Origin of the sequence: Helicobacter sp. 11-8110 (assembly GCF_003288905.1) — a bacterium.
Taxonomy (GTDB): domain Bacteria; phylum Campylobacterota; class Campylobacteria; order Campylobacterales; family Helicobacteraceae; genus Helicobacter_D; species Helicobacter_D colisuis.
Genome location: NZ_NHYL01000005.1, coordinates 59,253 through 82,133 on the forward strand (window position 1 = coordinate 59,253; position 22,881 = coordinate 82,133).

Annotated in this window: 25 protein-coding genes; 9 read left to right on the forward strand and 16 right to left on the reverse strand. The window is 31.4% G+C overall.

Annotation, left to right across the window (positions count from 1 at the left end; translation table 11 throughout):
• Positions 1–84: 84 nt before the first annotated feature.
• The 4 genes from plsY to dnaA form a co-directional block, all read right to left on the reverse strand.
• Complete coding sequence (gene plsY, locus CCY98_RS05810) at positions 85–732, reverse strand: glycerol-3-phosphate 1-O-acyltransferase PlsY (protein WP_112057626.1); 648 nt, start codon at positions 730–732, stop codon at positions 85–87.
• An 8-nt stretch (positions 733–740) separates the two neighbouring features.
• Complete coding sequence (gene gyrB, locus CCY98_RS05815) at positions 741–3,059, reverse strand: DNA topoisomerase (ATP-hydrolyzing) subunit B (protein ID WP_112057627.1); 2,319 nt, start codon at positions 3,057–3,059, stop codon at positions 741–743.
• 25 nt (positions 3,060–3,084) lie between these two features.
• Positions 3,085–4,152, reverse strand: coding sequence for a DNA polymerase III subunit beta (gene dnaN, locus CCY98_RS05820; protein ID WP_112057628.1), 1,068 nt, complete (start codon positions 4,150–4,152; stop codon positions 3,085–3,087).
• A 166-nt stretch (positions 4,153–4,318) separates the two neighbouring features.
• A complete protein-coding gene (dnaA, locus tag CCY98_RS05825) occupies positions 4,319–5,611 on the reverse strand; it encodes a chromosomal replication initiator protein DnaA (protein ID WP_112057629.1) in 1,293 nt (430 codons plus the stop codon).
• A gap of 136 nt (positions 5,612–5,747) precedes the next feature.
• Between dnaA and ruvC the strand changes: the two genes are divergently transcribed.
• From ruvC to CCY98_RS05840, 3 genes are read left to right on the forward strand one after another with little or no spacing between them, the layout of a single operon-like run.
• Positions 5,748–6,230 (forward strand): crossover junction endodeoxyribonuclease RuvC, encoded by a 483-nt coding sequence (gene ruvC, locus CCY98_RS05830; protein WP_112057630.1) that lies wholly within the window; start codon positions 5,748–5,750, stop codon positions 6,228–6,230.
• Between the two features lies 1 nt (position 6,231).
• Entirely contained in the window at positions 6,232–6,867 is a 636-nt protein-coding gene (thyX, locus tag CCY98_RS05835; RefSeq protein ID WP_112057631.1) for an FAD-dependent thymidylate synthase, read from the forward strand.
• Entirely contained in the window at positions 6,864–7,508 is a 645-nt protein-coding gene (locus CCY98_RS05840; RefSeq protein ID WP_112057632.1) for a DsbA family protein, read from the forward strand. Before thyX ends, CCY98_RS05840 begins: the two co-directional genes overlap by 4 nt.
• 40 nt (positions 7,509–7,548) lie before the next feature.
• On the opposite strand, the gene CCY98_RS05845 is transcribed toward CCY98_RS05840, so the two are convergent.
• From CCY98_RS05845 to CCY98_RS05860, 4 genes are all read right to left on the reverse strand, one after another.
• Positions 7,549–8,658, reverse strand: a complete 1,110-nt coding sequence (locus tag CCY98_RS05845) for an epoxyqueuosine reductase QueH (RefSeq protein WP_112057633.1) — start codon at positions 8,656–8,658, stop codon at positions 7,549–7,551.
• A gap of 106 nt (positions 8,659–8,764) precedes the next feature.
• Positions 8,765–9,805, reverse strand: coding sequence for a 23S rRNA (adenine(2503)-C(2))-methyltransferase RlmN (gene rlmN / locus CCY98_RS05850; RefSeq protein WP_112057634.1), 1,041 nt, complete (start codon positions 9,803–9,805; stop codon positions 8,765–8,767).
• Positions 9,798–10,337, reverse strand: coding sequence for a purine-nucleoside phosphorylase (locus tag CCY98_RS05855; RefSeq protein WP_112057635.1), 540 nt, complete (start codon positions 10,335–10,337; stop codon positions 9,798–9,800). Before CCY98_RS05855 ends, rlmN begins: the two co-directional genes overlap by 8 nt.
• 9 nt (positions 10,338–10,346) lie before the next feature.
• Positions 10,347–10,598 carry an RNA-binding S4 domain-containing protein gene (locus CCY98_RS05860; RefSeq protein ID WP_112057636.1) on the reverse strand — a complete coding sequence of 84 codons (252 nt, stop codon included), beginning with the start codon at positions 10,596–10,598 and terminating at the stop codon, positions 10,347–10,349.
• Positions 10,599–10,690: 92 nt separating this feature from the next.
• Between CCY98_RS05860 and CCY98_RS05865 the strand changes: the two genes are divergently transcribed.
• From CCY98_RS05865 to CCY98_RS05885, 6 genes are all read left to right on the forward strand, one after another.
• Positions 10,691–11,908, forward strand: a complete 1,218-nt coding sequence (locus tag CCY98_RS05865) for an argininosuccinate synthase (RefSeq protein WP_112057637.1) — start codon at positions 10,691–10,693, stop codon at positions 11,906–11,908.
• Between the two features lie 7 nt (positions 11,909–11,915).
• On the forward strand, positions 11,916–12,092 hold the full coding sequence (locus CCY98_RS08440) for a hypothetical protein (protein WP_181566552.1): 177 nt from the start codon (positions 11,916–11,918) through the stop codon (positions 12,090–12,092).
• A gap of 18 nt (positions 12,093–12,110) precedes the next feature.
• Entirely contained in the window at positions 12,111–12,395 is a 285-nt protein-coding gene (locus CCY98_RS05870) for a hypothetical protein (protein WP_112057638.1), read from the forward strand.
• Between the two features lie 21 nt (positions 12,396–12,416).
• Positions 12,417–12,665, forward strand: coding sequence for a hypothetical protein (locus CCY98_RS05875; protein ID WP_112057639.1), 249 nt, complete (start codon positions 12,417–12,419; stop codon positions 12,663–12,665).
• Between the two features lie 123 nt (positions 12,666–12,788).
• Positions 12,789–13,013, forward strand: coding sequence for a hypothetical protein (locus CCY98_RS05880; RefSeq protein WP_112057640.1), 225 nt, complete (start codon positions 12,789–12,791; stop codon positions 13,011–13,013).
• Entirely contained in the window at positions 13,003–13,842 is an 840-nt protein-coding gene (locus CCY98_RS05885) for a DNA adenine methylase (RefSeq protein WP_112057641.1), read from the forward strand. Before CCY98_RS05880 ends, CCY98_RS05885 begins: the two co-directional genes overlap by 11 nt.
• 210 nt (positions 13,843–14,052) lie before the next feature.
• On the opposite strand, the gene CCY98_RS05890 is transcribed toward CCY98_RS05885, so the two are convergent.
• From CCY98_RS05890 to CCY98_RS05925, 8 genes are all read right to left on the reverse strand, one after another.
• On the reverse strand, positions 14,053–16,239 hold the full coding sequence (locus tag CCY98_RS05890) for an NADP-dependent isocitrate dehydrogenase (protein ID WP_112057642.1): 2,187 nt from the start codon (positions 16,237–16,239) through the stop codon (positions 14,053–14,055).
• A gap of 171 nt (positions 16,240–16,410) precedes the next feature.
• Positions 16,411–17,856, reverse strand: coding sequence for a replicative DNA helicase (locus CCY98_RS05895; protein WP_112057643.1), 1,446 nt, complete (start codon positions 17,854–17,856; stop codon positions 16,411–16,413).
• On the reverse strand, positions 17,840–18,586 hold the full coding sequence (locus tag CCY98_RS05900; RefSeq protein ID WP_112057644.1) for an EI24 domain-containing protein: 747 nt from the start codon (positions 18,584–18,586) through the stop codon (positions 17,840–17,842). The genes CCY98_RS05895 and CCY98_RS05900 overlap by 17 nt, the downstream gene beginning before the upstream one ends.
• 51 nt (positions 18,587–18,637) lie before the next feature.
• A complete protein-coding gene (locus CCY98_RS05905) occupies positions 18,638–19,369 on the reverse strand; it encodes an SAM-dependent methyltransferase (protein ID WP_112057645.1) in 732 nt (243 codons plus the stop codon).
• Positions 19,363–20,007: a pimeloyl-ACP methyl esterase BioG family protein gene (locus CCY98_RS05910; RefSeq protein WP_112057646.1), complete on the reverse strand. Its 645-nt coding sequence runs from the start codon at positions 20,005–20,007 to the stop codon at positions 19,363–19,365. The genes CCY98_RS05905 and CCY98_RS05910 overlap by 7 nt, the downstream gene beginning before the upstream one ends.
• The gene (locus tag CCY98_RS05915) at positions 19,991–21,166 is read right to left on the reverse strand and encodes an aminotransferase class I/II-fold pyridoxal phosphate-dependent enzyme (protein ID WP_112057647.1); all 1,176 of its coding nucleotides are present in this window, start codon (positions 21,164–21,166) and stop codon (positions 19,991–19,993) included. Before CCY98_RS05915 ends, CCY98_RS05910 begins: the two co-directional genes overlap by 17 nt.
• Before the next feature lie 12 nt (positions 21,167–21,178).
• A complete protein-coding gene (gene carA, locus CCY98_RS05920; RefSeq protein ID WP_112057648.1) occupies positions 21,179–22,321 on the reverse strand; it encodes a glutamine-hydrolyzing carbamoyl-phosphate synthase small subunit in 1,143 nt (380 codons plus the stop codon).
• Positions 22,321–22,872, reverse strand: a complete 552-nt coding sequence (locus CCY98_RS05925) for a DUF507 family protein (protein WP_112057649.1) — start codon at positions 22,870–22,872, stop codon at positions 22,321–22,323. Before CCY98_RS05925 ends, carA begins: the two co-directional genes overlap by 1 nt.
• Between the last annotated feature and the right edge of the window lie 9 nt (positions 22,873–22,881).

The window sequence follows — 22,881 nt, forward strand, 5'->3', positions numbered from 1 at the left end:
TCAAGAAAATGTGAAGATATTGCCAAATTTATATGAAGAGTTAAAATTAAAAAATAAATCTAATTATCAAAGAAAAACAAAAAATTAAAGAATTTTTTGCTCTTTTCTTTGAAATAAGCGAATAATATTGGGTATATGCTTATAAAAAATTATAAACATAATTAAAAGAAGAGGTGCATGTGTGTGAATATGTGGAATTTCTGGATGCAAAACAAAAGACATTAATCCAACAAATAAAACACCAATTAAAGAAGCTAAAGAAGAGATTTTTAGAATCTTTCCAACTAATCCCCAAACAACTAAACCTAAAATCGCTTCAATGGGTAAAAATACTGCAACAACGCCCACTCCTGTAGCTACTCCCTTACCTCCTTCAAACTTTAAAAAAGGACTAAAACAATGCCCAACTACTGCCAAAAAAGCTATCATCCATTGAGCTTCATAAGTAAGGTTAAAAAACTTTGCTATTAAAATAACTAAAGCTCCTTTTAGAGCATCACTTATCATTGTTAAAATCGCTACTTTTTTTGCAATTTTTGGATTTATTTCTTTTAAAGTTCTCAAAACATTTGTTGCACCAATACTGCCACTTCCAGTTTCTCGGATATTAACACCACCAAAAATTTTACCATAAATTAATCCAAAGGGGATTCCACCGACTAAATAAGCTAACAAATAAAAAAATCCATTAAGACTTGTAAAAAAATCAATTATTCCTGCTATTATCACCATTTTAAACCTTAAACATCTAAATGCTTAACATCTTTTGCGTGTGCTTGGATATATTCACGCCTTGGCTCTACCTCATCACCCATAAAAAGAGAAAAGACTTCACTTGCTTCTTCAATATCTTTAATTTCTACACGAATCAAACGACGATTTTCTGGTGTCATTGTTGTTTCCCAAAGTTGTTCTGGATTCATTTCTCCTAAACCTTTATACCTTTGGATATCCGCACCTTTTTTGCTACTTTCTTCTATTTTTTCTAGCATTTCTAAAGGATCGCTACCATTTAAAAATCCTAAATCTCTTTCTTTTAATTTACTGAATACAAAATGAGCTTCTTCAAAGAGTGGATGAGTAAATAAATCTTCATCAATCTTAATATCCACTAATCCAGAATCTGTTTGCACATAAAGGTGAATCCTTTGCTCTTCAATCACTTCATTTAAAATATTAAAATTTAAGCTTTGAATTTTCTCCTTAATTTTTGCATATAAATCTTGATTTTGCATACCAATTAAATCAGGATTTTCAATCAAATAACGCACAATTTCAATAAGTTGGAATCGCTTTTCTAATTCATTTAAAGTAGAACGATAATGAGCCACAATTTTAAAAAATTCCATTAAATCTTTTGTTCCAATGCCTTGAAACTCAAAATTTTCAATTCCATTTTCAATTAAATATTCACTTAAAGCCTTTTCATCTTTAAGATAAATTTCTTTTTTTCCTTTTTTAAAGCGATAAAGTGGAGGTTGTGCAATATATAAATAACCTGATTCAATAATGCCACGCAAATAACGAAAGAAAAAAGTCATTAAGAGAGTTTGAATATGACTACCATCTACATCCGCATCTGTCATAATAATAATTTTGTTATAACGAATTTTAGTAATATCAAAATCTTCTCCGATTCCACAGCCAAGAGCAGTGATAAGATTCTTAATTTCTTCACTTTTTAAAATCTTATCCAAACGGCTTTTTTCAACATTTAAAATTTTACCCCTTAAAGGTAAAATCGCTTGATAAACCCTATCACGCCCTTGTTTAGCACTACCTCCAGCTGAATCACCCTCCACAAGGTAAATTTCTGAAATGCTTGGATCTTTGCTTTGACAATCAGCAAGCTTACCAGGTAATGTTCCAACACTAAAAGTTTCTTTCTTGCGTGTTAATTCTCGTGCCTTTTTAGCTGCTTCTCTTCCTCTTGCTGCTAATAGAGCTTTTTGCATAATTGCTTTAGCTTCATTAGGATTTTCTTCAAAAAATTTAGCAAGTTTTTCATAAGTGAGTTTTTGGACAACTGGACGAACAAAAGCACTTCCTAATTTACCTTTTGTTTGTCCTTCAAATTGTGGATCAATAACTTTAACAGAAACAATGGCTACTAAGCCTTCTCTAATATCTTCTCCTGTGATTTTAGAATCTTTTTCTCTTGCATTAGCATTAGCTTCAATATAATTAGTAATTACCCTAGTTAATCCCATTCTAAAGCCTGATTCGTGAGTTCCCCCATCAATAGTCCGAATATTATTAACAAAGCTTAAAACCTTTTCTTCAAAACCTTCATTATAGGCTAGGGCAATTTGTATTTCTACATCGTTTTCAGTGCCTTCAAAATTAATAATTGTTGAGATTAATGGTTTTTTATTTAAATCACTCACAAATTGATTTAAACCACCTTCAAAATGATAAATTTCATTAAACCCATCGCGTTCATCTTTAAAGTGAATCGTAACTTGTTTATTCAAATAGGCAAGTTCTTTAAAGCGTTTTGATAAGATTTCTCTTTGAAATTCTGTGATTTCAAAAATGCTATCATCTGGAATAAATTCAATAATTGTTCCATTGTCTTTGCATTCTCCAATGACATTTAATTCATCTTGAGGAATTCCTTGAGCGAAGTTTTGGCGATAAATTTTTCCATTTTTATGAATTGTCATTTGAAGGGATTTAGAGAGAGCATTAACAACAGAAATACCAACTCCATGCAAACCACCTGAAACTTTATAAGAATCTTGATCAAACTTTCCACCAGCGTGAAGCACAGTTAAAACAACAGTTGCAGCAGGAATATTTTCTGTAGGGTGAATATCTACTGGGATTCCACGACCATTATCTTTAATAATCGCACTGCCTTGTTTTGTTAAAATAATAGAAATTTCATTACAATACCCAGCCATAGCCTCATCAATAGAGTTATCAACTACTTCATAAATTAAATGATGCAAACCATTTGTATTAGTGTCGCCAATATACATTCCTGGGCGTTTTCTAACGGCTTCTAAGCCTTTTAAAACTTTAATACTGCTACCTGAATATTGTTTGTTTTCCATTCTTTTCCTTGATATTTATAAAAATTTAAAGAATAATTGGCATCACGACTGTGGAGAAATTTTCACTTTTTAAAATAAAAGGTGCATTTTTTCCATTTAATCCCCAGATAAAATCTGTTGTTTCAATTTGACTTAAAAAGTCTAAAACATGTCGTGAATTGATTCCTATTTCAATTTCCTCTGTGATAGGTAAGTCTATTTCAATTTGTGTTTGTGCTTCAGAATTATCTTGACTTAAAGATTCAAATAGAATCTCACTAGGTCTAAAAGTAATTTTAACATCATTAGTAACAGAATTGATAACTTTGATTCCCTCAATGATTTTTGTTTTTGGAATAGTTAGTTTAGTTTGAATCTCTTTTGGTAAAATTTTCTCATAATCTGGAAATTTTCCATTAATAAGATGAGAGAAAAAGACATAATTTTGAGATTTAATGACAACATTTTTTTCATTATAGAAAAGTTCAATATGATCAAAAAACAATCTTTGAATTTCCGTAATTGCTTTTTTGGGAAAAATTAGGGCAAGATTATTTCCTGATGGATTCTCAAATTTAACCATTGCAAGGCGTTTAGTATCTGTTGCAACAAAGTTATAAGAATATTCTTTAATATCTAATAATGCACCATTAAGCTCTCGTTTTTGATTATTTGTATCAATAACAGGAAATATTTTTTTCATTGAATTAATGAGTTCTAAGGAATTAATTTCTAGTTTAGGCAGAGTTTCATATTCTGGAAAACTAGGAAATTCTTGTGCATTAAACATTGGAAGTTTAAAAGAGCTCTTATTTTGTTTAATATGGAGATTTTCATTATTTGTGTAAAGATTAATCTCACCTTCTTTTAATCTTTTAATAATGTCTAAAATTTGTTTTCCATTGACTGTGGCGATTCCTTGTTCATTAATTGTTAGAGAATTTGTAGTTGAACATAATCCCATTTCAAAATCAGTTGCTTTGCAGATTAATTGATTTTCTTTTGTTTCTAAATAGATATGAGAAGTGATTTGACTAGAATCTTTTTTATCTAAGAAAGGTTGTAGAGCAGTAAAGATATTATCTAAGACACTATTTTGAATGATGATGTTCATAAAATCTCCTTTTAATATAAATAAAATTTAGAAGTATTAGTAGAGAGATTGAAAAGTTGAATAACTACTAAAAATTCCTAAATTATCGTTGTTTTTGATGTGAATATTGAGTGCATTTATTTTCACATAATTTCACAATTTTATCAAAACTTTGTTTTAAAATAGATTATTTGATTTTGTTTTTTAGCTCTTCAATGATAGTTTTGAAGTTTGGATTCTTGTTGATTTCTTCTTGGATACTTTTCATTGCTTTACTAACAGTGCTGTGATCTTTCATATCAAAATAATCTGCTAAAGAAAGCATAGAATTTGGAGTAAGTGTGCGTGCTAAATAAATAACGATTTTTCTAGCTGTTACGATATTTTTGGAGCGACTTTTACTGCGAATTTCTGAAGGTTTGATATTGTAGTATTTTGCGACATTTTCTATGATTCTATCCATATTAATATTTTCTTTTGATTCTTTAATATATTCTTTGAGAATATCTCTTACAAAATCAATGGTTATTTCTTGAATATTTGTTACATTAATTGAAAAGTTAAGTTTAACCAAAACCCCTTCAATTTCACGGATATTATCATTAATATTTGCAGCAATAAAGTCAATGATTTTTGGGCTTAGGTGAATCCCATCTAATTCACATTTGGCATTAATAATATTGATTTTTGTTTCTAACTCTGGAGGTTGAATGTCTGCTAAAAGCCCTGAAGTGAATCGCGTTTTTAATCTTTCTTCTAATCCATTCATATCTTTTGGTGGTCTATCAGAAGTTAGCACAATTTGTTTGTCATTTTTTTTGAGTTCATTAAAGGTGTGAAAAAATTCTTCTTGGATTTGGTTTTTACCACTTAAAAATTGTATATCATCAATAAGTAAATAATCACAAGCGCGATATTTTTCTCGGAATCTATCCATAGTATTGTTGCGTATGTGAAGTAAATAATCATTTAAAAATTGTTCACTAGTAGTATAAATTACAGATTTTCCAACATTAGCATTTGCATTTCCAATGGCATTGAGTAAATGCGTTTTACCTAGTCCAGTGTTACCATAGATCACTAAGGGATTATAAATTGTGCTTTGATTTTGTGCCACAGCTTTTGCGACATTAAAAGCAAAACTATTAGAATTTCCAACAATAAAAGAATTAAAAGTTAAGGAAGGATTGAGATTAGTGGCATTTTGGATTTTTTTTATATTATTTTTACTTTCTTTTCTTTTATTAGGATTAAAAACTTCAATAATAATTTCGGGCTTATAACCACTTTGTTTTTCAAAAAGTTGGGCAATTTTACTAGAATATTTTGTTTTAATCCAGCTTGCAATGATATTATTTGGAGCATTAAAGATGATTCTATCATCGCGAGAATATTTTTCATTGAAATTAAGTTGAGTAATATAATTATCAAATTCAAAAGGCGTAATTTCTTTTTTTAGTTGTAATAAAACAGGATGCAAACTAACCTCACTTTTTATTTTTTAATTATTCACATTATGTGAATAGTATGTGAATAATAAATTTTGATTAATTTTATCCAAGAATTACTAAAATTTTTATATGATTACATTTTCTTAATTCATTAGAAGGAAAATTTTGAATATTTTAGGGATTGATCCAGGAAGTCGAAATTGCGGATATGCCATTATTCAAATAAATAAACAATCATTAATTTTATTAGAAGCAGGGTTAATAAAAATTAAAGAAAGAATTTTACAGCACCAAATTTTAGAATTTGTAGAGGGAATTGATTTGGTTTTAAAAAATCATCAGATTGATTCTGTGGCTATTGAAGATATTTTTTATGCTTATAATCCCAAAACGGTGATAAAGTTGGCTCAATTTCGTGGGGCTTTGAGTTTGAAAATTTTACAAGAGTTAGGTAATTTTACAGAATACACACCTTTGCAAGTTAAAAAGGCATTAACAGGAAATGGAAAAGCACAAAAAGAACAGGTTGCTTTTATGGTGAAGCGAATTTTAGGAATCAAGGGCGAAATTAAACCTTTAGATATTACTGATGCCATTGCTATTGCCATAACTCACGCCCAAAGGCTAAAGTTACAACATAAGGAATAAAATGAATATTACTTTATTAAACTATACTAATTTAAACATTTGCTCTCAAGCGATTCGAACTTGTTGGCAAAGTTTTGATAAAAGTGATAATGGTGGTGAAAAAGATAGAGAACTCATTGATAGGGTAGGGAATAAATATAAACATTCTAGCACTTTAGAACACCTTAGCTATACTTTTTATATTCAAGGTATTTCAAGAGCTTGTTTGCAAGAGTTAGCTAGACATAGAATGGCTTCTTTAAGTGTTAAGAGTAGTCGATATACATTAAAGGAATTAAAAGTAGAGGAAAGCTTTCTTCCTATAGATGAAACAAATTTACAAAGAGCAGAGAAATTTTTAGTTTTTACAGAAAATTTTCAAGTAAATGAATCTTCTATCAAAGCATTAGAAAATCTTAGGATTCTTTTAAAAGATAATATCAGTAATGATTTGGCAAAATTTGCAATGCCTGAATCTTACAAAACTGAATTAACTTGGAGTATTAATGCTAGAAGTTTGCAAAATTTCTTGCATTTAAGAAGTTCTAAAAGTGCATTATGGGAGATTAGGAATCTTGCTTTGGAAGTTTATAATCATATTCCTGAAGAACACAAGTTTATTTTTGAATCAATTTATAAAAACAAAGGAGAATTATGAAAATTTTTAAACTTTGGTTGATTGGAATTTGTTTGTTTAGTTTGCAAGCTTTGGCAAATGATTTAAAAGAAAATGTGGATTATATTGTTTTAAAAAAACCCATTTCTAATATGCAAAATAAGGTGATTGAAATTTTTAATATCGGTTGTCCGCATTGTGCATACTATAATACAAATTTTGTCCCTAATCTTTTAGAATTTTTACCAAAAGATGTAGAATTTTTACCTTATCATGTGGCAGCTGCGATTCCAATTCATGAAGAAACTTCTAATATTTTAGTTGTGGCATTAGCTAAAGATAAGGAAAAAAGTTTGGAATTAAAAGATAATGATTCTTTGTATAAAAAAATATTAAATCATTATTTCAACGCCATTCACAAAGAAAGGAAAAATTGGTCAAATAGACAAGAATTTTTAAAAGAGGGTTTAGAAATACTAGGAATTTCTGAAGCAGAATATAAAGAAGTTTTGAAGGCAAAAAATTCTAGAGAAGCTTTAAAGCAATGGCAAAGTATGTTAGAATACACAGAGATTCAAGGAGTTCCAAGTTTTATTATCAATGGAAAATATATGATTTTATCTAGTGGGATAAAGGGCGTGGAAGATTTTATTTATAAAGTTGATTATTTACTTACAAAATAACTAAATTTAAAAATTTAGTTATTTTAAAAATTCTTGGAATCTAATCTATAAAATCTTCTATAATTTCTTCTTGTAAAACAAATTGAATTTCTAAATTAAATTCCCCAGTAATTTTTTCTTTGATAATAAGAATAGGGGAAGTTAAAAATCCTTGTGGATATATTTTTTGTCGTAGGGATAATTGATAGGATTCATCTAAACCATTTTTTAGGAGCGATTCAAAATTGTCTTGTTGAATAAATTCTTTAAATTTTTCAAATTCTAAAAATAAAATTCCTTCTTTTGAAGCATAGCCAATTCCATCTTTCCAAAATTCAATTTTTGCTTTTGTGGGTTTATTAATTATAGAGTGATTACAAATAAAGCTAGGAATAGTTTTTGAATCTTGGGTTAAGATTCCTTTAAGAAGACAATATTTTTGAACTTTTCTTTTGATAATGTTATAGGGTTTATTGTTATTTTCTAAAGATTCTCGTATTTGAAAATTTCTTAGGCGCAAAAGGGGAAGATTTCTAGAATCTTTTGGGAGATTGAGTGCAGAAACAAGCTCTAATGGAATCTTTTGAGCTTTTTCTCGTTGCTTAGTGAGTGCAAAGAGGCAACCACAATAATTTTGGCGGTAAAGATTAGCTTCTTTGGCAAGTTCATTTTGAATTTTAGTTCCGCCATTTCCTCTCACATCTATGGGTAGAAAATCAAGTGAATGTTTTTTCGCCATCATTTCACCTTGTGAAAAGAGTTCATTTTGAGATTTCATAGGACTTGCAAGTAGAGTAGTAGTGAATTCCACACAATGTGTTTCTTTCGCAATTTGTGCTGTTCTCTCTAAACGATAATCAAAGCAATATGAACATCGTTCACCTTTTTCTGGCTCATCTTCTAATCCTCTTGTGCCACAAAGCCACGAATCTAAATCATATTCCCCTTCAATTAATGGAATTTTTAACATTTCACAGCTTCTTTTGACATCATTAAGACGCATAAGATATTCTTCATAGGGATGAATATTAGGATTATAAAAAAAGCCACAAAATTGTTTTTGTGGGTAGAGTTTTTGAAGTTGGGTTAGAAAATGATGACTATCCACGCTGCAACAAATATGCACTAAAGTAGTTTTTTGATTTGAAAAATTGTGGGGAATTTGAGACATTATAAACCTTTGAATCTTTGATTATTTTTTGTAGGCATAATACAAAAAAGTACCCATACCAATGATAAAAACAATAATCAAAAAAATAAGTAAAATAATATCCAAACTAGGCATTTGCAATTTCCTTTTCTCTTAATTGTCCACAAGCAGCGCTAATATCTAAGCCTTTAGATTCACGAATCGTGCATAAAAGTCCTTTTTTGAGTAAAAATTCTCTAAAAGCTTCAACTTTTTCTTTACTTGGTCGTTTGTAAGGACTTCCTTCGTGAGGATTAAAATAAATGAGATTGACTTTAGCTTTGATTTTATTAAGAAGCGCTACAAGTTTTTTAGCACATTCTAAACTATCATTGATTCCATCAATCATTAGATATTCAAACATTACTCTTTTGCGTGAATCAATAGGAAAAGCTGCCACTTCATCAATAATATTTTGAATATTATAGGCTTTGTTAATAGGCATTAATTTCGTGCGGAGTTCATCATCAACTGCATGGAGTGATATGGCTAGCTGCACTCCTAAATCTAATGCTCCAAGTTTTTTGATTTTAGGTGCAATTCCACTTGTAGAGATAGTTTGCCTTCTGCGAGAAATGCTTAATCCATCAAGTTCTGATAAGATTTGAATACATTTTGTAACATTTTCTAAATTATCAAGTGGTTCGCCCATTCCCATATACACTATATTTACAGCCTTATTATTTGGGATATTTTGATCTTTTTTGATAGCAAAAACTTGATACACCATTTCTCCTGCACTAAGGTTCCTTACAAATCCACCTTTAGCCGTAAGACAGAAACTACAACCCACTTTGCAACCCACTTGAGATGAAAGACAAAGTGTAAATTTATCTTCTTTCATTTTTAAAAAAACAGCTTCATAAGTGAGATTATCAGCGGTTTTAAAAAGATATTTCACACTACCATCGCTACTTTGTTCTTTTCTTGCGATTTCTACTGCATTGCTTGTAAAATTTTCTTTTAAAAATTCACGCAAATTTTTTGGGAGATTTTCCATTTGATTAAAATCATTTTCATAATGAACATAAAGCCAATGGTAGATTTGTTTGGCTCGGAATTTTGGAAAATCTTTTAGAGAATCACTTAAAGAATCTAGCGTGAATCCAAAGATATTTTGTTTATCCATTTTTTCTTGTCCTAATATAATCTTCTAAATTTTGCATCGCTTTTTTATGGTTAGAAAAAAATTCTTTTTGACTTTCTTTGTGAATATGATTTGTGCTACAAAAGATTCCTAAAGCGGGTATTTCATAATGTTTTGCAACTTGCAATACACTAAAAAATTCCATATTTTCGTATAAGATTCCAAGTTTTGTTAGTTTTTGCGCAAGACTAGAATTAGTCGTAATATAATTACTAGAATTAACAATATTTTTTAATGTTTCATGTGAAACATTTTCTAAAGAAATACAATTATCTAAGGGAGTATAAGAATCTTGCTGCAAAAAAGAAAGCTCAATATTAGTCGCACTTTGTGATTCAAAGATTTCTAATAAGGGTTTGGAATCATCATAACATCCACAAGTTCCTACAAAAACTATTTCATTTGGTTTTTCATAAAAAATAAGTTGTGTGAGATTCATTGCACTTTCTATGAGACCAACCCCAATACTTTTAGCAAAAGAAAAACTTTCAATTTTTCCAGCACAGCAAATCATCATAAAGCCTTATTTAATAATTTCTTTATAATACAAATGAGATTCATCTTTTTTGATTGTTTTTTGAGTGGGAATCTGCAGGACTTCAAAGAATCTTGATTTTTCTAAAAAGGCAATCTCAATAATATCTCCCACTTTCACATCTCGACTTGCTTTGACGCTAATTCCAGCGATTTTGACAACTCCATTTTCAATCATATCTTGAGCAATAGTGCGTCTTTTTGTAATATTAACAGCATTTAGGAATTTATCGATTCTCATTAGTTTAAGCCTAAAAATTTTTGTGAGTATTGTATCTAAAACTATATTAATTTATCATACTATATAATTGTAAAAATTAAAAGGAGTAAATTATGGAAAAAACAAAAGACATTAAAAAAGTAGTATTAGCCTATAGCGGTGGGCTTGATACAAGCGTGATTCTCAAATGGCTTGGGGATACTTATAATTGTGAAGTGGTAACCTTTACAGCAGACATTGGGCAAGGCGAAGAAGTAGAACCTGCACGAGCAAAAGCCTTGAAATTAGGCATAAAACCGCAAAATATTTTTATTGATGATTTGCGTGAAGAATTTATACGCGATTTTGTATTTCCTATGTTTAGGGCAAATACAATCTATGAAGGAGAATATCTCCTTGGCACGAGCATCGCAAGACCACTTATTGCTAAGCGACTTGTAGAGATCGCTAGAGAAGTGGGCGCTGATGCCATAGCACACGGCGCAACTGGCAAGGGCAATGACCAAGTGCGATTTGAGCTTGGAGCTTATGCGCTAAATCCTGATATAAAAGTCATCGCGCCTTGGAGAGAGTGGGATTTAAATAGTCGCGAAAAATTACTTGCTTACGCAGAATCTGCAGGCATTGAGATTGAAAAAAAGCAAAATAAATCGCCTTATTCAATGGACGCAAATCTCTTACATATAAGCTATGAAGGACAGATTCTAGAAGATCCAAATGTTGCACCTGAAGAGGATATGTGGCGATGGAGTGTAAGCCCCAAAAATGCCCCTGATAACCCAACTATCATTACCATTAGTTTTGAAAAAGGCGATGGCGTAGCAATCAATGGCGAGAAGCTAAGCCCTGCAGAGTTTTGGGCAAAACTTAACAAGCTTGGCGGAGAGAATGGCATTGGGCGACTTGATTTGGTAGAAAATCGCTATGTGGGTATGAAATCGCGTGGGTGCTATGAAACTCCGGGTGGAACAATCTATCTAAAAGCACATCGTGCTATAGAATCTCTATGTCTTGATAGAGAAGCAGCGCACCTAAAAGATTCGATAATGCCAAAATATGCCGAGCTTATTTATAATGGCTATTGGTTTAGCCCAGAGCGTGAGGCGTTGCAAGCATTGATTGATAAGACACAAGAAAAAGTCGAGGGTGTCGTGAGGCTAGAGCTATATAAAGGCAATGTAACCGTGTTGGGTAGAGAATCCAAAAACTCTCTCTTTAATGCGGCTTATAGTACCTTTGAAGAAGATTCTGTATATAACCAAAAAGATGCCGCAGGGTTTATTAAGCTCAATGCATTAAGATTTATCATCGCAGGGAAAGCAAGGAAGTAAAATTTTAATGAGCACGGAATTACTTAATGCAAAGATAAAGAATTTTTCTTATCAAAAGTGCTTACGAAAGGAATTAGAAAATCATATCTTTATAGATATTAATGATTTACCTAGTTCGAGCATTGTTTCATTTAGTGGTAAAGAGTTTGCTTTGAGTAAATGGGTTAGCCCAAAACGCACGTGATCCTATCCTTATGCAAGAGTGTATGATACTTTTGATTGTGATGTTTCTAAAGTTGTTACTATAATTCCCATCATTAAAGATGAGGGAAGTAGTGGCAATATGGATTACTTGCAGTGGGATACACTCTCTTTGATGAGCTTACTGAATGTTTATGTTATTTTGGCTTTTTATGATAAAGCAGAAATACATCGCATAAAACAAAATAAGATTACTAATCAAAAATTTCATAATGGATATATCAAACAAGAATTAGAAAAACTTTGTAATTATCATCAATCTGCTTTACATTGGAATCTTAATTAACTCAAACAAGAAAATCTATCATTGCTCATAGAATCTGCAAAACAATCTTATACAAATATTTCTAGAAGTCTAGGTTGCACTTTACATAATCCACAAAATATTGATAAATTTGTAACCAAAATAACACAAAGTAAAGATTCCTTTATGGAATTTTCACGAAGCAAAGCAAAAATGGCACAAAATAGAGAAATACATACCACACAACCCAAAGAATTTATTGGTATAGGGAAAAAGACAAAAATTATGATACAAAATTATTTGGGTGGGTAATACTTTTTTGCCATTGATGATGTATTATTTAAGGACAAATGTTTATATCTTTGTGAAAGCAAACATAGTAAAAATACAATTTTACCAAGTGAAGATGATATCAAAGATGGCTTACTTAAGCTTATGCTTTATAACAATATAGATTCTATACAAGGTTACAAGAATTTTAAAGTTGTTTTGCGCTTAACTTCTAATATTTTACAAGATAGTATTGCTCTGCCAAACAATAATCTAGAATTATTTCTAAACAGCAATCCATTTTCACCCAAAGAAAAGCAAATGCTTCTTTATCTTAATCTAGAATCTAACAAAAATCATTTTAGTGTATGGATTAATTATGACCTATAGTAAATCTCCATTAAGGTATCCTGGTGGAAAATCAAGAGCAATCAAGCTTTTAAGAGATTATTTTTTTAAACATTTTAAGGAATATAGAGAACCATTTTTTGGTGGTGGTAGTGTAGGTTTGTATTTATTGCAAAATACAAGTTACAAAGATGCTATGTACTATGCCAATGATTTGAATTATGATCTATATTGTTTTTGGCAGACTTTAAAAACTAGAAGTGCAGAGTTAATACAAGAAATTCAGAATATCAAGAATAGTTATGAATGTGGCAGGAATCTTTATGAAACACTAATAAAGCGCAGAGATAGCATAGATGACTTCCAAAGAGCAATTGATTTTTTCATACTTAATCGCATTACATTCTCTGGAGTTGTAGATAGTGGAGGATATTCACAAAAAGCATTTCAATCACGCTTTACACAAAGTTCTATAGAGAGATTAAAAGAAGCTGCTCGAGTGATTCAAGGTTTTCAATTTTCAAATAGCGATTATGCAGATCTAATTTTAAAAAATGGTAAAGATGTGTTTATATTTTTAGATCCGCCTTATTTTAGCGCCACAAAATCAAAGCTTTATGGTAAAAAAGGTAATTTGCATACAAGTTTTGATCACAAGAGATTGTGTGAAACCTTAAAAAGTACTTCACACACTTTTTTACTTACATATGACGATAATGAATTTATACGAGAGCTTTATCAAGATTTTTATATACAAGAGTTACAGATACAATATGGAATGAACAATTATAAACAAAAATATGCACCAAAGGGTAATGAAATTTTAATTAGCAACAGGAAAATTTGTAATTCTTTGTTTGATGAATTATAAAAAATCCTGTATTGTATGTCAAATATATTTTACAGATCTCATCACGCACAATTTGTGTGCTAAGACTTTCAAAAAACTCTAAAAAATTAATGTAATTTACTAACAAAAATTGATGAAATGTGTTTGCTTTAACAAAAGGTTTAATGGATTATATTTTGAAGACTAAAGGAAGCAGTTAAGGGGCAAAAGCCCCCCAAAAGTCCTAGAGGCTTATTTAGAGATTTTTTCCAAAGTAGCGTTGAAAGTTGCACTTGGGCGCATAATCGCATTGCATTTTGCATCATCAAATTTATAATAACCACCTAAATCTACTTTTACACCTTGAGCTTCTAGATATTCTTGGTGAATCTTACTTTCATTAGCATTGAATTCTTCGGCTATTCCTTTAAAGAAGTCTTGTAGATTTGTATCTTTATTTTGATTGGCTAGTGCATTTGCAAAATACATTGCCAAATAAAAATGACTAGTGCGGTTGTCATCTTCTTTGACTTTTCTCGATGGAGCTTTGTTGTTATCAAGCCATTTGGCGATTGCTTCATCAAGGCAGTTTGCTAGAATTTGAGCTTTAGCATTGTTAGTTTTTTGAGCAAAAAATTCTAGGCTTGCTTGCAAGGCTAAGAATTCTCCCAAGCTATCCCAACGCAAGTGATTCTCTTCAATAAGTTGTTCTACTTGTTTTGGAGCACTTCCTCCTGCTCCTGTCTCAAACATAGCTCCACCATTTAGCATTGGCACTACAGAGAGCATTTTCGCACTTGTTCCAAGCTCTAAAATAGGGAATAAATCTGTCAAATAATCTCGCAATACATTACCTGTAATTGAAATGCAGTCTTTTCCTGCGCGAATGAGTTTAAGTGATTCTAAACAAGCTTCTTTAGGAGCTAAAATCGCGATTTCTTTACCTTTTTCTTGCAATCTTTGTTTGACTAAGTCAATCATAATTTTGTTGCTAGGGCGTTTTTCATCAAGCCAAAAGATTGCAGTATTTCCAGTGATATCTGCTCTTTGGATTCCTAAATCAATCCAATTTGAAACGGCATCGTATTTAGCTTGATTAGCTCTATAAATATCACCTTTTTGCACTTTGTGTTCTAGGAGTGTGTTGCCATTTTCATCGGCAATTCTAAAGACACCATCTTCTTTTGCAACGAAAGTTTTGTCGTGAGAACCATATTCTTGAGCTTTTTTTGCCATTAAACCTACATTAGAAACACTTCCTAGAGTTTTTGGGTCAAGTGTGCCATTTTGGTGCAGATCTTCAATTACAGCTTCATAAATAGTTGCATAAGTTTTATCAGGAATTAGCGCATTAGTATCGCGTTCTTTGCCTTCTTTATCCCAAAGTTTTGCGCCATTTTTTAGCATTGCAGGCATAGAAGCATCTACAATCACATCGCTAGGAACATGTAGATTTGTTATCCCTTTGTCAGAATTAACCATAGAAAGTGGAGCATTTTTGGCAAGAATCTCATTGTATTTAGCAAGTATTTCTGCCTTTTTACTAGAATTTTCTATTTTGCTTAGAAGTTCTGAAATACCATTATTTGGGTTGATTCCAAGTGCTTCAAATTCCTCTTTAAAACTTTCAAACAATTCTTTAAAATATGCTTTGAGAGCATAGCCAAAGATAATAGGATCGCTTACTTTCATCATAGTGGCTTTTAAGTGCAAAGAAAGCAATAAATTTTTGTTTTTGCAGACTTCTATTTGTTCTTCATAAAATTTACTCAAATCTGCTACACTCATAAAGGTTGCATCTAGAATCTCATTTTTTTCTAGTTTTAAATTATCTTTTAAGATTTCAGTTCCTTTGCTTCCTGTGAATTCAATTTTTGCAGTAGTAGGGGCTTGGATTAGAATGGCTTTTTCATTATCAAAAAAGTCTCCTTTTTGCATATAAGAAACGCAACTTTTAGAATCTTTATTAAAAGGCACCACTTTGTAAGGATTTTTTTTGGCATATTCTTTAACAGCCTTGGTGCTTCTTCTATCAGAGTTTCCTTGGCGTAAAACTGGATTTACAGCACTTCCTAATACCTTTTGATATTTTTCTTTGATAGTTTTTTCTGCATCATTTTTTGGATCATCAGGGAAGTTTGGAATCTTAAATCCTTTTTGTTGCAATTCGGCAATAGCAGCTTTTAGCTGTGGAATGGAAGCAGAAATATTAGGCGTTTTGATGAGATTTGCATCAGGTTTTTCTACAAGATTGCCAAGTAAAGCTAGTTCATCTTTATAGCCATTTTCTGGAAATTGAGCTAGAATTCTAGCAGCCAGTGAAATATCAGAAGTTTCAACTTCAATTCCTGCCTTTTTTAAAAAGGCTTTAACGATTGGTAAAAAAGAATAAGTCGCTAATGCTGGGGATTCATCTGTAAGAGTGTAGGTAATTTTCATAAATGTCCTTTGCTAGAAATAATTTATTAGAGTATAGCAAAGAATTGCACATATTAAAATAATTTTAGGTAAGAATCTTTTTACTTTTTTATAGGCGTGAAATTCTGTGATACTTTTTGTCTCTAAAATCTCTACAAAAGACTTTTTATAAAGAATTTACAAGGGCAAATCCTAAATGATAGGGGCTTCTATTTGATTATTTTCTGGTGGTGTGAAATGCGTTTGTGTAGTTTGTGCGGTGGATTCATAGATGATTTCTAAGGCATTGCTTGAATCAGCAGAATCAACAAATCGTGTGCAATGTTTGTGAAAAGTAAGCTTAACAACACCTGTTGGTCCATTTCTTTGTTTTCCGATAATAATCTCTGCTTCCTCTTCGTTTTTAGGCACAAATGTAGATTTATAATCCTTACCTTCTTTTCTAGCTGCTTCTTCTTTTTCTTTTTCATCTTTTTGTTTATATACAGCATCACGATAAACAAACAAAATAATATCCGCATCTTGTTCAATAGATCCAGATTCACGCAAATCCGAAAGCATAGGGCGCCTATCACTTCGGGATTCTAAACTTCTATTAAGTTGAGAGAGTGCGATGATTGGAATTTCTAATTCTCTTGCAATCATTTTTAATCCCCTGCTTATCTCGCTTACTTCTTGGTGGCGATCTTTTTTGCCATCAGCACTACTCATTAGTTGCAAATAGTCAATTACAGCTAGTCCAATTTCGGGGTGCTTTGATTTTATTTTTCGCATTTTAGTGCGGAATTGATGGATAGTTAGGATACTATTATCATCAATAAAAAGTGGCGCATTTGCCATAATATCGGCTGCATGAGAGAGTTGTTCCCATTCTTCATCTTGTAAATTTCCTACGCGCAAATGTTGTAAGGCAATAGAAGTTTTAGCCGAAAGCATTCTTAGCATTAGTTGTTCAGCGGGCATTTCAAGACTAAAAAACGCAACTCCTCTGCCTGTATCGAGAGCTTTTTGTGCCATATTCAAAACAAGTGTGGTTTTACCCATTGCAGGACGTGCTGCGACAATAATCAAATCTCCTTTTCCAAAACCAGTGGTTTTTTCATTAAGCGAATGAAAGCCTGTATCTACACCAATAAGCACAGAATTTCCGCGTTTTTTTATTTCTTCAATGTAATGCAAAGTAGCGGTTGTTACTTCTCTAGAATCGCGAAATTCCTTATTTTCGTGAATATTGGTGATTTTATAAAGTTCGCTTTGAAGGTAATCTATAATATCTTTTGCGGGATTATCCGAATCATTACTAGCCTCATTGATTTTCATAGCCAAAGAGTGTAGCTTTCTTCTTGTAGAATCTTCTTTAATTTCTTGTGTATAGGCATGAATATCACTAATAGGGCTTGTGCTTAGAATATTTAGGATTTCTTCTTGGTCTATGGGGCGTGATTTTGTGGATTTTTTGAGAATAAACTCTTCATCAAGAGGCATATCAAGTCGCCTAAGTTCTAGCATGGCAGCAAAAATATTTTGATTAGGTGCGTATGAAAAATCTTCGGGTGCAAGTGTCTCAGAGACAAAATCTAGCTGTTCTGGATCAAAGAAAATAGAGCTTAAAACAGCGCGTTCAATTTGAATTTCCATTTTTTAAATCCCCCTTGATATGAAAAAATAAATGTGTAAGAGCCACAGAAGAAAAAAGAGGCACAAAAAAGCCAACAAAAGGAATAAGGCTTAAAAGGAACAGAGGTATTATTAAGCTTCTTATGGCATTTTTATGAGTTTGTTTAGTAGGAGCAAATTCTTGTTGGCTAAAAATATTTTCACCAACATCTTGGACTTGTCTTTTGGAAAATAGCCAATAATTTAAAAGTGTGATTCCAATAATCCAAATGGGGGGAATAAAATAAAAAGGAAGCAAACATAAAAAAAGCATTGCATAAATCACATAGGGGATAATTAAAAGTAAAAGAGAAACAAAAAAGTTTGTATCAGGCTGAATCAAAATAGAAGAATAATGTTGCTTGTGAATGAATTTAACAACAAAAGGAGTTAAAAAAGCATTAATTAACATAAGTGTTAAAAATTGTGATAACCAAAAAACTATCACTATGATGACAAACAAAAAGGTGTGAGTAAGTATTTCTAGTGGAGCTTGAATCCAAGAAAGCCAAGAAGTTTCAATGGTTATGTATGGCTGAATTAACTCAAATAAGTTTGCCATCACATTCTTGCTAAAAAAATAAAAAATAGTAATCCAAAAAACTAAAGAAATAATAAATGGAAGAAGTGCGAGTTTGAGAATAAAAGGCTTAAAAAAATCCTTAATAGCTTTTTGTAAATAATAGGGGGTTTGGGTGATTGATTTTCCCATTTTTGATCCTAGAAATGTTTTGTGGAGTTATATCATTGTTTTTCTAAGATTCTACTTTTTTTGCGCCAAAATATAGAGTGGCTCATAAGTGAGATTATTTTTAAAGCGTTCTTCATAGGATTTTAGATGAGTTTTTGTGAGTGTAAGGGAGCTAGTATAGACATTCACGCCAGTGTTTTTAAGATGTTTAAAAACTTCCAAAGGATTACTAAAGTGCAAAGTCTGCAATATGCTAAAACATTCTAAAATCTCCCAGTCTTTTTCTAAGATTTCTTTGTATTTGAAAGTATCAAGGTATTCTAGTCCAGAGCCTAAAAACTCTCGCATTTCCCATAGATTATTTTTGCCAAAGATTCCTAGAAGCAAAAGAGAGTTTTTGTTTGAAAGTTGGTTAAATTTAGGTAGAAGTTTAAATTGATTAGTCCATTGTAAGGCAGCATTAGAAGCAATCAAATCAAAAGTAATATTTTGATAAATATTTTTTATCATTTCTAAATTTTCAATATCAAATTTTAAGAATTCTATATTTTTGTCTAAAAAGCTTTGAGAGAAGTCTATCAAATCCAATGCTATAAAATTATCATATATTAATTTATTGCTTATTTTTTCTGAAAAACCACCTCTTCCACAGCCTAATTCTAGGATATTTTGGAAATGAGAGTTTTTTTGATGATGTGTAAGAATCTCTAGTAAAATATCCTGCATTTTATTTTGGATTGTTGCTGCTTTGCTGTAAGTGTTTTGCGCTTTTAAAAAAGTCTTTTGTAAAGTGGCTTTTAGCATAGAATTTTCCAATCAAAAAAAGCAAAATGAGGGGCATTGATTTCTAAAATTTGCTGTTTGTAAGCTTGATGGCTCCAAAAATTTTTTTGTGCTTGTGTGGGAAAAATAAGGTCATTAGACGAAATAATGATTCTGTCCCATTTAGAGGAATTTTCTATATGATGTTGATAATCTAAAAAAAATTTTAATTCATCTTTGAGTAGGGATTCTTCTAAAAATAAAAAATCTTTGGGGGGCGGATAGTGAATGCCAAAAAGATTTTGTTTAAATGATTCTAGGTTAAATTTTTTTTGCGTGAGCACAAAGAGTTTGGGGTGGATTCCATAAGTTTCATGGATACCATATTCTGTGCCATTTACTGCTGTTTTGGATTTGAAATCAAAAGCAATAGAGTCTCGATTTAAAAACAAATGAGCCACCCAAACTCCCATAGAAAATCCAAGCAAATGGAGATTTTTACTTCGTAAAGGAAGTAACAAATTTTCTAGTGCAGAAAAATTTAAATGTTGGTAATGTGAGAGTAAAATCCAATCATAATTGCTAGGGATAAAGCTTTGAAAATGACTGAAATGTGATGCAAAACCACCAAATAACAATAGAATATCTTTATTATTATTAATATTATGATAAATATTCATAATCAATTTCTTTTAGAGAATCACATAAGGATTCAAGCTGGTGAAATGGAATCTTTTGGGTTAGAGAAAAACGCAAACAAGATCGATTCTGCGGAATGGTTGGAGGTCTAATGGCAGGTGCAAAAAATCCTTTTTTTTCTAGTTCTTTTTGAAAAAATATTGCTTTTTGATTGTCTTTTAAAACAAGACTTAAAATATTATATTCTCCTAAAATTTCATAATCAAGATTATTTTGCAAAAGTATTTTAAAATCTTGACTAATGTTAGAAAGCCTTTCTCTTTGTTTTTCTAAATTAGGTAAATGCAAAAAGGAAAAATAACTCATTGCAATATTAATAGGTGGTAGTGCTGTTGAGTAAATTAGGCTTCTTGAGAAGTTGATAAAATAATTTCTGAAATCACTTTGGCATAGCACGCACGCACCCATAGAAGCCATAGCCTTGCCAAAAGTCAAAACAAGAAAATCAATTTCTTTTAAAACAGGATAGCAAAGCCCTAAACCATTTTGCCCAAAACTCCCTATACTATGAGCCTCATCAATATATAAATAGACATTTTTAAATTGCTTTTTTAGTGCAATAAGAGATTGTATTTTTGCAAAATCACCCTCCATACTAAAAAGCCCCTCAGTTAAAATAAAAATAGCTTCAAAATTATTGGCATTTTGCTCTAGCAGTTTTTTTAAATCTTGCATATCATTGTGCAAAAAGCGTCTAAAAGCGACTTTTTCAAAGGATTTTAAACCATCAATGTGGCTTGCATGAATACTTCTATCAGCTATAAAAAGGATATTTTTAAGTCTGCTAAGTGCGCTAAGAGCACCTATATTTGCGTGATAACCACTATTAAAAAGCAGAGCTTTTTTGTTAAAAAGTGATTCCAAATAAGTCTCAAAAGCTTCATAAATTTCAAAGTTTCCGCTTAAACTACGAGAAGAAGAGGCGCTAAAAAAGCAATTTTCTCTAAAAAGCTTTGAATCTAAAAATTCTGCGATGAAATCTTGATTGCTTGCAAGGTTTAGATAGTCGTTGCTTGCAAGATTTAAAAGCCATTTACCATTTTTTTGGATTTCCAAATCCTTGTGCTTTTGCGGGAAAAGGGTTCGGAGATTTGAGGATTGTTTTAGTTGATTAAGGATTGTTTGAATGGCATTTGTCAATTTAAAGCCCTCTTAGGCTTTAGATTCTTCTATTAGTTTTGCAAATTCGCTAAAAAGTGCTGTAGATTCAGAAGGTCCAGGTCCTGCTTCTGGGTGGTGTTGAAGAGAGCAAATAAGCGCAGTTTTGTATCTTAAGCCTTCAATTGTCCCATCAAAGAGATTGCGATGAGTAACTTCTGCGATTTCTTGAATGGATTCTGGAACAGAATAATTGTGGTTTTGAGCTGTAATTTCTACTTGATTAGTAAGCAGATTTTTAACAGGGTGATTGCCGCCGTGATGTCCAAACTTTAGCTTGTGTGTAGGATAGCCTTGGGCTAAAGAGAGCAGTTGATGCCCTAGGCAAATGGCAAAAATTGGGATTTTTGCTTCAATAAGTTTTTTGATTTGAGTAACTTCTTGATTTAGAACTTGTGGATCCCCTGGTCCATTAGATAAAAATATCCCATCAAACTCTTTATTGCTGTGGCGTTTGATAAGAGATTCTGCATCAAAGCAGTGTGGAATCACTTCTACGCTAAAACCTGCATTTACAAGTTCTCTTAAAATGCTTTTTTTGATTCCAAAGTCAATAGCAAGAATCTTTTTATTAGTTTTTGGTCTTGCAAAATCCATAAGCCCAAAGTCAAATCGACCCTCATCGTGTGTATAGTTTTCTTTGGTGCTTACTTCTTTGATATAGTTAATAGCTTCGATTCTTGGGGAAGATTCAAGGATTTTTTTGAGTTCATTTTTGTCTGAAATTTCTGTGGAAGCCACCATCATCATAGCTCCCTGTTTTCTTATAGTTTGTGTGAGCATTCTTGTATCTAATCCACAAATCCCCATACAATCGTGTTGTTGTAAAAATTCACTCAAGCTCTCTGTGGCACGAAAGTTGGAATAAAAGGCATTGTAATTGCGACACAAAATACCCTTGGCAAAGATACTATGACTTTCTGTGTCTTTTGGATTTGCCCCAACAATCCCAATTTCTGGCATTGTAAAGCAAATAAACTGCCCTGCATAACTTGGATCAGTTGTAATCTCTTGATAACCAGTCATTGAAGTATTAAAAACAAGTTCGCCTGTTGCAGTTTTGTTTGCTCCAAAGCTTTTTGCTTCAAAAAACATTCCATTTTCTAAATAAACCCAAGCATTTTTTAAAGTTTGCATTATAGGAATCCTTTCTTTTTAAGCTCTTCTTGATAGAGTCTATCAAAAATCAAATCATATTCTTCAGAGCCAAAAACAATTTTGCGTTTATAGTTGCTAATTTTTTCATTAACAATATTTTCTATTTCATTGTAGATTTTAACATAACCATCAATGGCTTTGAAAATGACATTTTTTACGCGTGTTTCAGAGGTAGAATATTCAATCAAATCTTCTTCGTAAAGTTCATCAAGTATTTTGTGTGCAAGGTGATTATAACGATCTTCCCAATTTAAAATAAAGCCTTCATTTTCAGCAAGCTTATGTTTGATTTTCCAAAAAAGCTGGTGTTCATCTGCTTGCATAAATTCAATTTCATCAAGATTTTCTTCCAAGATTTCTCTTGCTTTTTCTTCGATTTTTATTTCTTCTTTAATGTCTGCTTCAATGAAGTTTTGTGCTATTTTGCTAATACCTTCTATTCCATGCAAAAGACTAACAAATCCGCAGGTTGATAAATCAAGTGCTATTTTATTTCCAATATAAGGTGCGTGTGGGAGTCTAAGCTTCATTATATAACC

Bases quoted from the DNA above. Each gene is read 5' to 3' on its own strand.
- CCY98_RS05900 (WP_112057644.1), bottom strand. From the start codon at position 18,586: ATGGGAAAATCAATCACCCAAACCCCCTATTATTTACAAAAAGCTATT.
- plsY (WP_112057626.1), bottom strand. From the start codon at position 732: ATGGTGATAATAGCAGGAATAATTGATTTTTTTACAAGTCTTAATGGA.
- CCY98_RS05925 (WP_112057649.1), bottom strand. From the start codon at position 22,872: ATGAAGCTTAGACTCCCACACGCACCTTATATTGGAAATAAAATAGCA.
- dnaN (WP_112057628.1), bottom strand. From the start codon at position 4,152: ATGAACATCATCATTCAAAATAGTGTCTTAGATAATATCTTTACTGCT.
- CCY98_RS05895 (WP_112057643.1), bottom strand. From the start codon at position 17,856: ATGGAAATTCAAATTGAACGCGCTGTTTTAAGCTCTATTTTCTTTGAT.
- CCY98_RS05890 (WP_112057642.1), bottom strand. From the start codon at position 16,239: ATGAAAATTACCTACACTCTTACAGATGAATCCCCAGCATTAGCGACT.
- rlmN (WP_112057634.1), bottom strand. From the start codon at position 9,805: ATGGATAAACAAAATATCTTTGGATTCACGCTAGATTCTTTAAGTGAT.
- CCY98_RS05855 (WP_112057635.1), bottom strand. From the start codon at position 10,337: ATGATTTGCTGTGCTGGAAAAATTGAAAGTTTTTCTTTTGCTAAAAGT.
- CCY98_RS05860 (WP_112057636.1), bottom strand. From the start codon at position 10,598: ATGAGAATCGATAAATTCCTAAATGCTGTTAATATTACAAAAAGACGC.
- CCY98_RS05905 (WP_112057645.1), bottom strand. From the start codon at position 19,369: ATGCTAAAAGCCACTTTACAAAAGACTTTTTTAAAAGCGCAAAACACT.
- CCY98_RS08440 (WP_181566552.1), top strand. From the start codon at position 11,916: ATGAGCACGGAATTACTTAATGCAAAGATAAAGAATTTTTCTTATCAA.
- CCY98_RS05865 (WP_112057637.1), top strand. From the start codon at position 10,691: ATGGAAAAAACAAAAGACATTAAAAAAGTAGTATTAGCCTATAGCGGT.
- CCY98_RS05880 (WP_112057640.1), top strand. From the start codon at position 12,789: ATGCTTTATAACAATATAGATTCTATACAAGGTTACAAGAATTTTAAA.
- CCY98_RS05845 (WP_112057633.1), bottom strand. From the start codon at position 8,658: ATGTCTCAAATTCCCCACAATTTTTCAAATCAAAAAACTACTTTAGTG.
- CCY98_RS05910 (WP_112057646.1), bottom strand. From the start codon at position 20,007: ATGAATATTTATCATAATATTAATAATAATAAAGATATTCTATTGTTA.
- CCY98_RS05840 (WP_112057632.1), top strand. From the start codon at position 6,864: ATGAAAATTTTTAAACTTTGGTTGATTGGAATTTGTTTGTTTAGTTTG.
- carA (WP_112057648.1), bottom strand. From the start codon at position 22,321: ATGCAAACTTTAAAAAATGCTTGGGTTTATTTAGAAAATGGAATGTTT.
- gyrB (WP_112057627.1), bottom strand. From the start codon at position 3,059: ATGGAAAACAAACAATATTCAGGTAGCAGTATTAAAGTTTTAAAAGGC.
- CCY98_RS05885 (WP_112057641.1), top strand. From the start codon at position 13,003: ATGACCTATAGTAAATCTCCATTAAGGTATCCTGGTGGAAAATCAAGA.
- thyX (WP_112057631.1), top strand. From the start codon at position 6,232: ATGAATATTACTTTATTAAACTATACTAATTTAAACATTTGCTCTCAA.